The 9,567-nt window shown below is 71.4% G+C and carries 9 protein-coding genes; 5 read left to right on the top strand and 4 right to left on the bottom strand.

The window, feature by feature from the left end; translation table 11 throughout:
• A partial coding sequence (locus I0C86_RS35890) for a hypothetical protein (protein WP_196205755.1) occupies nt 1–945 on the top strand: 945 nt, incomplete at its 5' end.
• An 83-nt stretch (nt 946–1,028) separates the two neighbouring features.
• Here the strand turns inward: I0C86_RS35890 and I0C86_RS35885 are convergent.
• Nucleotides 1,029–1,217 (bottom strand): DUF397 domain-containing protein, encoded by a 189-nt coding sequence (locus I0C86_RS35885; RefSeq protein ID WP_196205754.1) that lies wholly within the window; start codon nt 1,215–1,217, stop codon nt 1,029–1,031.
• Entirely contained in the window at nt 1,208–2,008 is an 801-nt protein-coding gene (locus I0C86_RS35880) for a helix-turn-helix domain-containing protein (protein WP_323374053.1), read from the bottom strand. Before I0C86_RS35880 ends, I0C86_RS35885 begins: the two co-directional genes overlap by 10 nt.
• A gap of 507 nt (nt 2,009–2,515) precedes the next feature.
• Here I0C86_RS35880 and I0C86_RS35875 point away from each other — a divergent pair.
• From I0C86_RS35875 to glgB, 3 genes are all read left to right on the top strand, one after another.
• Nucleotides 2,516–2,845: a hypothetical protein gene (locus I0C86_RS35875; protein ID WP_230395348.1), complete on the top strand. Its 330-nt coding sequence runs from the start codon at nt 2,516–2,518 to the stop codon at nt 2,843–2,845.
• A 167-nt stretch (nt 2,846–3,012) separates the two neighbouring features.
• Nucleotides 3,013–5,067 (top strand): alpha-1,4-glucan--maltose-1-phosphate maltosyltransferase, encoded by a 2,055-nt coding sequence (locus I0C86_RS35870; protein WP_196205753.1) that lies wholly within the window; start codon nt 3,013–3,015, stop codon nt 5,065–5,067.
• Nucleotides 5,055–7,160, top strand: coding sequence for a 1,4-alpha-glucan branching protein GlgB (glgB, locus tag I0C86_RS35865; RefSeq protein WP_196205752.1), 2,106 nt, complete (start codon nt 5,055–5,057; stop codon nt 7,158–7,160). Before I0C86_RS35870 ends, glgB begins: the two co-directional genes overlap by 13 nt.
• A gap of 82 nt (nt 7,161–7,242) precedes the next feature.
• On the opposite strand, the gene I0C86_RS35860 is transcribed toward glgB, so the two are convergent.
• Nucleotides 7,243–8,094 (bottom strand): PhzF family phenazine biosynthesis protein, encoded by an 852-nt coding sequence (locus tag I0C86_RS35860; protein ID WP_196205751.1) that lies wholly within the window; start codon nt 8,092–8,094, stop codon nt 7,243–7,245.
• A 148-nt stretch (nt 8,095–8,242) separates the two neighbouring features.
• On the opposite strand from I0C86_RS35860, the gene I0C86_RS35855 reads away from it, so the two are divergent.
• A complete protein-coding gene (locus tag I0C86_RS35855) occupies nt 8,243–8,596 on the top strand; it encodes an ArsR/SmtB family transcription factor (RefSeq protein WP_196205756.1) in 354 nt (117 codons plus the stop codon).
• Nucleotides 8,597–8,646: 50 nt separating this feature from the next.
• Here I0C86_RS35855 and I0C86_RS35850 read toward each other — a convergent pair.
• The coding region (locus I0C86_RS35850; protein WP_196205750.1) for an App1 family protein at nt 8,647–9,567 on the bottom strand (921 nt) is incomplete at its 5' end.

Here is a 9,567-nt window from a genome sequence, read left to right as displayed (position 1 = left end):
GTGTGCCGGGTGTTCGAGGAGCTTGTCCGACGGCAGCACGGGGTGCTCACCCGGCAACAGGCGTACGCCTGCGGGCTGACCAAGTCGCAGGTCGAGCACCGCATCCACAGCGGCCGCTGGCAGGTGCTGGTCGGACGGGTCTTCGCCACCTTCAGCGGGTCGCCGCCCCGCGAGGCGGTGCTGTGGGCCGCACTGCTCCGGGCCGGGCCCGGTGCCATGCTCAGCCATCACACCGCGGCCGAGATACAGGGGCTGGCCGACCAGCGGGCACCCGTTCTCCACCTCACCGTGCCCGGGGAGCGCCGGGTACGCCGGATGCGCGGCATCGTCGTACATCTGCGGGCCGGCGCGGAACGGGCCCGACATCCGACCCGGCTGCCCCCGCAGACCCGGGTCGAGGAGACGGTGCTCGACCTGACACAACAGGCCGACAACCTGGACGAGGCGCTGGGCTGGCTGGCCCGGGCCGGTGGCCGCCGGCTCACCACCGCAGAGCGGATCACCAGGGCGATGGCCGGCCGGGCGAAGCTGCGCTGGCGGGCCGAGTTGCGGGCGGCCCTCGTCGAGGTCGCGGACGGCTGCCACTCCCTGCTGGAACTGCGCTACCTGCGGGACGTCGAACGGGCCCACGGGCTGCCGACCGGGGCTCGGCAGGTCGCCCGAGCCCGGCGCGGCGGACGCTGGTACGACGACGTCGACTACCGCCCCTACCGGACCCGGGTGGAGTTGGACGGTCGAGCCGGACATCCGTCCGACCGGCGGTGGCGGGACGCCCGCCGGGACAACGCGGCGGCGGCCGAGGGCGAGACGACCCTCCGGTACGGCTGGACGGACGTTACGGAGAACCCTTGCGCCACCGCCGCACAGGTCGCCACCGTGCTACGCCGCAACGGCTGGCCCCACCACCCGCACCCCTGCGGACCGAACTGCCGGATCCTCACATGATCGCGAAGAGTTCGGCATGCCCCCGCCATGCCGGACATTACGGGATCATGGATTTGAGATGTGTGCAGCGGATTGGGGGGACGTTAGGGCGTGGTGAGGTTGCGGACGAAGGCACGCCACGCGGCTGGCGCGAAGGCCAGTACCGGGCCCTGCCGGTCCTTGCTGTCCCGCACCCCGACCACCTCGGGCAGATTGTCGGCCACCTCCACGCAATTGCCGCCGTTGTTTCCACTCCGGATGCTCTTGCGCCAGGTGGCGCCACTCAGCTCCATGAGGTCGCTACCTTCTTGATCAGCTCTAGGGACTGGTCGACCGGGAGCGCGTAGCCTCTGATTCGCTCCCACCTGCCAACGAGGGTAGCAACGTCGTCGGGCCCGTCGACGATCCGCGCGGCGAGCTGGTTGTCCGCGTGACCGACGCGCCGGTTGTCGGGAAGCTCCGCCAGGGTGAACGGGCCGCCGTACCCCGGGTACATCCCGACGCCGGTCGACACCACCTGGAGCTGCACGTTGGGCAACTGGGCGCAGCCGACGATGCGCGCCACCTGCTCGGCCATCATGGGCCGGGCCTCTTCGGCACCCCGGACGATCACGGCCTCGTCGATGACGGCGGCGATCAGTGGCGGACGCTCCCGGGTGAGGATGGACTGCCGCTCCAGCCGGGCGGCGACGAACTGGTCCACCTCGGCCGGCGTCAGCCGCTCCCCGGCGAGGGTCGCCCGCGCGTACGCCTCGGTCTGGAGCAGGCCCGGTACGTAGGTCGTCTCGAACCAGCGGAGCATGACCGCCCGCCGCTCGATCTCCAGCCAGTCCCGGAACCACACCGGCGCCGACCCGTCCCGGACCAGGTCCTCCCACATCTCGACGAGCGCCCCGCCCGCACCCAGCGCATCGTCGACCGCCTTTACGTAATCGCCCTTGAGCGGCTTGGTCCCGGTCTCGACCGCACTCACGTGCGTGTCCGAGAAGTGGATCCGCTCGCCCAACGCCGCCTGCGTCAGACCGGCCGCAACTCGCCGACGCCGCAACTCGCGTAATAGAAATTCCAGGGTTGAGATTCCCACGCGTTCCCACCTTTTCCATACGGCAGCGCGATTCCCAGCGGGTTTTCGGACTCCCGTGATCTGTTGATTCGCCTTCCGAGCGTAGGGCGTTTCCGTCCAGGGTGGAACAAGCGGAACCGCTCTCAATCAATGCCGCAGGGCGGAACCGAGCGGGGGCCGTCACGGTCGGCAAACGGGACGGCCCCCGCATCCAACGGAAGGAGAAATTCCTAATGATCAGAAAGCACCGGCCGCGGATAGGTCATCGTCGCGCGTGGTACTTCCTGTGGTTGTTCTGTGCGTGTGGGCGCCGCTGGCGCTGCCCGCGCACCCTCCGCCGCCCAGGGTGGCCAGAACCACTGCCGTCCCGGCTTCCGGACACCCGTCCGGTGGTCGCGCCGAACCTGGCGCCGCCCCCGGCGCGGGCCCGCGCGACGAACCGGCGAGCGGCGTGGAACCCGACGAGCGGGCAGGTTCGCAACCGGGCCGGCAACCTGGCACCCGTCCAGACCACACGCAGCCGACGGGGTGAACGGGTATGAGTCGCCCGGCGCGGCGGGAAGGCGGGACGACCACGCCCGGGCCGGCGGAAGCGCCGAGATGACCAGCCCCCGCCCGCACTCCCGATTCCGCCCGCACACGCCCACGCGGCCCACCTTCCGATGCCGGACCTGCGGCGCGGCCTGGCCGTGCTCGCCCGCCCGGCTGTCACTGCTGGTCGCGTACCGAGGCGACCCGCTCGGGCTGCTGACGTATCTGTCGGCCCAGCTACACCGGGCTCGACACGATCTGCCCCACCTCGATCCGGCCGGACTCTCGGCACGCTTCCTCGACTGGGTCCCCCGGCAGCCCAGGTGACCGGAGTACCCGACGAGGACGTCGAGATCGAGCCCCGGCCTCCCTCGGCAGCCCCACTGACCGCCGCCGCATCCGGACCGGCCCGCGTCTGCTCTCTTCTGCCGTTGCTTCTTCGCCGTCCGGACTCCGCCGCGCGGCCGTCGATCATTCCCAGTAGGTTGGGCAGGGTGACCGGACGGATCCCGATCGAAGACGTGACGCCCTCCGTGAGCTGCGGTCGGTACGCCGCCAGGGCGGTGGTGGGCGAACTGGTTCCGGTGTCGGCGCGGTCGTACCGCGAGGGGCACGCCGCGATGGGCTGCCAGGTCGCCTGGCGCGGGCCGGACGGCGTGCAGCGGCCGGTGGTTCGGATGCGGCCGGGGCCGGACTTCGACGACCGGTGGCACGGGAGCATTCGACCGGACGCGGTCGGCGAGTGGAGCTTCACCGTGCAGGCGTTCGACGATCCGTACCTGACCTGGCGGGATGCGGTGACGAAGAAGGTCGACGCCGGCCAGGGGGCGGCGGAGCTGGCCAACGACCTGGTCGAGGGTGCGGAGCTGCTGGAGACCGCAGCGGTGGACGTACCGGCGCAGGCGCGGGACCGGGTCCGGGCCGCCGCCGTCGCGTTACTGGACGGGCAGCGGGACCTGCCGGAGCGGGTCGCGCCGGCGCTCGGGCTGGCCGATCTGCTCTGGGACCATCCGGTACGAGCGCTGCTGACCAGCGCGCCGCTGCTGACGCTCTGGGTCGACCGGCCCCGGGCACTCTTCTCCGCCTGGTACGAGTTCTTTCCGCGCTCGGAGGGGGCGGTGCTGGCCGAGGGCGGTCAGCCGGCCCGGCCCGGAACCTTCCGCACCGCCCTGGACCGGCTGCCCGGGGTCGCCGCGATGGGCTTCGACGTGCTCTACTTGCCGCCGATCCATCCGATCGGCCGGGTCAACCGGAAGGGCCGGAACAACACCCTGGTCGCCGAGCCGGATGATGTCGGATCGCCGTGGGCGATCGGGGCGGCCGAGGGTGGGCACGACACGATCCATCCCGACCTCGGTACCGCGCAGGACTTCCAGCGGTTCGTCGCCGCCGCCCGGGAGGTCGGGCTGGAGGTGGCGATGGATCTCGCGTTGCAGGCGGCGCCGGACCATCCGTGGGTCGGCGAGCATCCGGAGTGGTTCACCACCCGGGCGGACGGCTCGATCGCGTACGCGGAGAACCCGCCGAAGAAGTACCAGGACATCTATCCGGTCAACTTCGACAACGACCCGGCGGGAATCCGGGCCGAGGTGCTGCGGGTGGTGCTGCACTGGGTCGGGCAGGGCGTCAAGGTCTTCCGGGTGGACAACCCGCACACCAAGCCGTTCGACTTCTGGCACTGGCTGATCTGGGAGGTCAAGCGGCACGATCCGGACGTGCTGTTCCTGGCCGAGGCGTTCACCCGACCGGCGGTGATGCACGGGCTGGGCAAAATCGGCTTCACCCAGTCGTACACCTACTTCACCTGGCGGACCGGCCCGGCCGAACTGCGGGACTACTGCACGGAGCTGGTCGCCGCCGCCGACTACATGCGGCCCAACTTCTGGCCGAACACCCCGGACATCCTGCCCGAGCACCTCCAGCACGGCGGGCCGCCGATGTTCAAGATCCGCGCGGTGCTGGCCAGCCTGCTCTCGCCGTCCTGGGGCATCTACGCCGGCTACGAACTCTTCGAGCACGTGCCCCGGCCGGGTGCCGAGGAGTACCTGGACAACGAGAAGTTCGAGCTGCGGCCCCGGGACTGGGCGGCGGCCGAGGCGCAGGGCCGGTCGCTGGCCCCGTTCATCGCCCGGCTCAACGAGATCCGGCGGGCCAACCCGGCCCTGCACTGGCTGCGCAACCTGCGTTTCCACGACATCGACAATCCGGCGATGCTCTGCTGGTCCAAACGGGACGCGGAAACCGGCAACACCGTCCTGGTCGTCTGCTCCGTCGACCCGGGCGAGGTCCAGTGGGGCAACACCGTGCTGGACATGCCCGCGCTCGGCTTCGACTGGCACGAGCGGTTCACGGTGCACGACGAACTCACCGGCGCCCGGTACGGCTGGGGGCAGCACAACACGGTCCGCCTCGATCCCCACCTCCAGCCCGCCCACGTGTTCACGGTGCACCGACACGCCACGGACCCGGATCAGGCCGCCGGCTCCTCCGCCGGTACGCCCGGCACCGACATCCCGGCCGGACCGGAAGGTACACGATGGACGAGCTGATCGCCGGCACCGCGCACGACCCGCACGCCGTACTCGGGGCGCATCCGGGCGGCGGCCGGACGGTCGTCCGTACCCTGCGGCGGGGCGCCGGCACGGTCGAGCTGGTGGTCGGCGAGGACCGCCATCCGATGCGGCGGGTGCACGACGAGGGGATATTCGAGGCGGACGTTCCCGGTACGGTGCTGGACTACCGGGTGGCGGTGGACGGCGAACTGCGCGACGACCCGTACCGGTATCCGCCGAGCGTCGGGGATCTCGACCTGCACCTGATCGCGGAGGGGCGGCACGAGCGGCTCTGGGCGGCGCTCGGCGCCCGCCCCCGGAACGGCGGCGGGGTGTCGTTCGCGGTCTGGGCGCCGGGCGCCCGGGGCGTCCGGGTGGTCGGCGACTTCACCGGCTGGGGTGCGCACGACGGCTGGCCGATGCGCTCGCTCGGCGGAAGCGGCGTCTGGGAGATCGTCGTTCCCGAGGCGGCGCCCGGACACCGCTACAAGTACCGGATCCTGTCCCGGGACGGACAGTGGCGGGACAAGGCGGACCCGATGGCCCGGCGTACGGAGGTGCCGCCGAGCACGGCGTCGGTGGTGCACGAGTCCCGGTACGAGTGGTCCGACGCCGACTGGTTGTCCGCGCGGAGCCGCCGGCAGCCGCACCAGGAGCCGATGAGCGTCTACGAGGTGCATCTCGGCTCCTGGCGCCCGGGTCTGTCCTATCGCGACCTCGCGGACCAGCTCACCGCGTACGTACGGGACCTGGGGTTCACCCACGTGGAGCTGCTGCCGGTGATGGAGCACCCGTTCGGCGGCTCCTGGGGCTACCAGGTGACCGGCTACTACGCCCCGACCGCCCGGTTCGGCGACCCGGACGACTTCCGGTACCTGGTGGACCGGCTGCACGCCGCCGGGATCGGGGTGATCCTGGACTGGGTGCCGGCGCACTTCCCCAAGGACGACTGGGCGCTGGCCCGGTTCGACGGCACCCCGCTCTACGAGCATCCCGACCCGCGTCGCGGCGAGCACCCCGACTGGGGCACGTACGTCTTCGACTACGGCCGGCCGGAGGTCCGGAACTTCCTGGTCGCGAACGCGCTCTACTGGTTCGCCGAGTTCCATGTGGACGGTCTCCGGGTGGACGCGGTCGCCTCGATGCTCTACCTGGACTACTCCCGGGAGGCCGGCGAGTGGTTGCCGAACCAGCACGGCGGCCGGGAGAACCTGGAGGCGATCGCGCTGCTCCAGGAGGTGAACGCGACCGTCTACCGGGAGCATCCGGGCGTACTGATGATCGCCGAGGAGTCGACGGCCTGGCCCGGGGTGACCCGCGCCACCGACGGCGGCGGGCTGGGGTTCGGCTTCAAGTGGAACATGGGCTGGATGCACGACACCCTCACCTACGTCGGCAAGGACCCGATCTACCGGCAGCACCACCACAACGACCTGACCTTCTCCCTGGTGTACGCCTGGAGCGAGAACTACGTCCTGCCGATCAGCCACGACGAGGTCGTGCACGGCAAGGGGTCGCTGCTCGGCAAGATGCCCGGCGACGAGTGGCGGAAACGGGCCGGGGTACGGGCGCTGCTGGCGTACATGTGGGCGCATCCGGGCAAGCAACTTCTCTTCATGGGCTGTGAGCTGGGTGACGAACGGGAGTGGAGCGAGACCCGTGGACTGGACTGGACCCTGCTGGATGATCCCGGCCGGGCCGGAATCCAGCGGCTGCTGCGGGACCTGAACCACAACTACCGGGACTCCCCCGCGCTCTGGTCCCAGGACACCACTCCGGACGGCTTCCGCTGGATCGTCTCGGACGACTCGGCGAACAACACCCTGGCGTTCGTCCGGGTCGCCGCCGACTCCTCGCCGCTGGTCTGCGTGGCGAACTTCGCCGCGCTGCCGCACGAGGGCTACCGGATCGGACTGCCGCTGGCCGGTACCTGGGTCGAGACGCTGAACACCGACGCGGACTGCTACGGCGGCTCCGGCGTCGGCAACCTCGGCTCGGTGTACGCGCAGGAGCAACCGTGGCACGGGCTGCCCGCCTCGGCCGTGCTCCGGGTGCCGCCGCTCGCTGTGCTCTGGCTCCGACCCGGCTGACACCCGCTGACCCCGCTGACTCGGCCGGTCGCCCGGGTCCCCGGGGTCGGAGGTCCTTCCGGGCCGCTGAACCGCTTTCGCGCTACCGGGAGGGCTCGGGGATGGTGGCGGTGCCGTCGAGGTAGCGACGCCAGGTGCCGCGCAGGCGTACCCGGTCGCCGTCGACCTCGCAGCCGACCGTGCCGCCCCGCGCGGAGAGTTGCCGGGCGGTCAGTCGGGGCCGACCGAGCCGCTCCGCCCAGTACGGTGCGATCTGGCTGTGCGCGGAGCCGGTGACCGGGTCCTCGAAGGCGCCCGCGTCGGCACCGAAGAAGCGGGAGACGAAGTCCACGCCGTCGGTGTCGCCCGGCGCGGTGACCAGGACGCCGCGCACCGGCAGCCGGCCCAGCGCGGTGAAGTCCGGCAGCACGGCCCGGACCGCCTCGGCGTCCCGGAGCACGTACACCAGATCGGTGTCCCGCAGCCGCAGCTCCGGTTCGATGCCGAGGGCGGCCACGGCGACGGCGGAGACGTCGTCGGAGTCCGGAACGGGCCGCAGGTTCCCGGCGGGAAAGTCGAGTTCGAGTTCACCGTCCCGACCGGTGCGACGGACCGCGAGCCACCCGCTGCGGGTCCAGAAGTGGATCCGTGCGGCTTCGGGGTGCACGTCCTCGAAGAGATGTCCGGCGGTGGCGAGGGTCGCGTGCCCGCACAGGTCGACCTCGACCGCCGGGGTGAACCAGCGCAGGTGGTACGCGGGGGCGTCATCGGGTGTCGCAGTGACGTCGGGCGGCAGGTCGGCGACGTAGAAAGCGGTCTCCGACAGGTTGTTCTCCACGGCGATGTCCTGGAGGACTGGATCGGGCAGCCAGGACGGCAGGGGCATCACCGCCGCCGGGTTGCCCCGGAAAACCCGGTCGGCGAAGGCGTCGATCTGGATCAGGCGGAGCCGCATCGGATTGTTGTACCAGTACCGGGCGGTCGGTGGCACACCGGTGGTGATCCACGGCCGGTCCGGGCCGGTAGGGTCGTCCGGGCCGACCTCACGGCCGGGGCCAGGTTAGACTTTACTTATATAAGTGAACGCTGAAAGGATGGCGTACGTGCACGCGTTCGACGTTCTCGGCGACCCGGTCCGGCGGCGGATCCTGGAACTGCTCGCCGACGGTGAACGCCCGGCGGGCGAGGTGAGCGCGGTGGTCCAGGAGGAGTTCGGGATCTCACAACCGGGGGTCTCACAGCACCTGCGGGTACTGCGGGAGAACGGCTTCACCACCGTGCGGGCGGTGGGCACCCGGCGACTCTACGCGGTGGACCCGGCCCCGCTGCGCGAGATCGACCGGTGGCTGGACCGGTACCGGGGATTCTGGACCCAACGTCTGGACGCGCTCGGCACCGAGATCGCGAGAGGCCGCCTCGAACGCCGCCGCACGGACGGGTCGGGCCCGACGAGCTGACCTGCGCACCACGACGGCGGGCGAGGAAGCTGCCCGACCGGGGAACCGGCTCAGACCAGGTTTGCCTCCCGGAGCAGTCGCCACAGTCCGGCGCCGTCGGGAGCGCACAGCCACCGCTCGCCGAGCAGGCCGGCGGCCGGCGTACCGGCGTCGCCGGTCTCGACCGGGGCCGGAAAACCGCCGGCCAGCACCGCCTGGGTCGGGGAGAGCCGGCGGATCAGCACCGCGGCCACGTTGTCCGGATGATCCGCGGCGAACTCGGCGTAGATCTCCTGGTCGTGCTGGCCGTCGTCGCCGATCAGCAACCACCGGATCTCCGGGAACTCCCGGACCAGCCGCTCCAGGGTGGCCCGCTTGTGGTCCCGGCCACTGCGGAACCAGCGGTCGGCCGTCGGGCCCCAGTTGGTCAGCAGCAGCGGACCGGCCGGATAGAGATGGCGGGACAGGAACCGGGTCAGGGTCGGCGCGACGTTCCAGGCACCGGTGGACAGATAGAGCACCGGCGCACCGGGATGCGCGTTGACCAGGCGTTCGTACAGCACCGCCATCCCCGGCACCGCCATCCGGGCGTGCTCGTCCAGCACGAAGGTGTTCCAGGCCGCGAGCAGCGGACGGGGCAGCGCGGTGACCATCACCGTGTCGTCGATGTCCGACACCACGCCGATCCGCAGCTCGGGATCGACGATCCGGACCGGCGCGTCGACCGGTTCGGCACCGGGACTGCTCAGCCGTACGCTCTGCCAGCCCGGGGCCAGTTCGGTGTCCAGGACGAGGTCGATGAACCCGCTGCGGTCGGCCCGGGCCTCGTGCCGGCGGCCACCCGCCTCGATCACCACCGGCGCGTGCTGCACCGGCAGCGTCGCGAACGTACGCCAACCGCGCAGCTTCTCCGGCCGGCGGCGGGGACGGCGACGAAGCCGGGTCAGCAACACCCGGCCCAGTACGCGCACCCAGCCCGGCCCGCCGTAGCC

The sequence above is a fragment of the Plantactinospora alkalitolerans genome, from assembly GCF_015690345.1.
Taxonomy (GTDB): Bacteria; Actinomycetota; Actinomycetes; order Mycobacteriales; family Micromonosporaceae; genus Plantactinospora; species Plantactinospora alkalitolerans.
Note: the sequence above shows the minus strand (reverse complement) of the source record. Positions and strands in the feature narration are given on the sequence as shown.

Coding starts and splice junctions, on each gene's coding strand:
- glgB (WP_196205752.1), top strand. CDS start 5,055: ATGGACGAGCTGATCGCCGGCACCGCGCACGACCCGCACGCCGTACTC.
- I0C86_RS35860 (WP_196205751.1), bottom strand. CDS start 8,094: ATGCGGCTCCGCCTGATCCAGATCGACGCCTTCGCCGACCGGGTTTTC.
- I0C86_RS35885 (WP_196205754.1), bottom strand. CDS start 1,217: ATGGAGCTGAGTGGCGCCACCTGGCGCAAGAGCATCCGGAGTGGAAAC.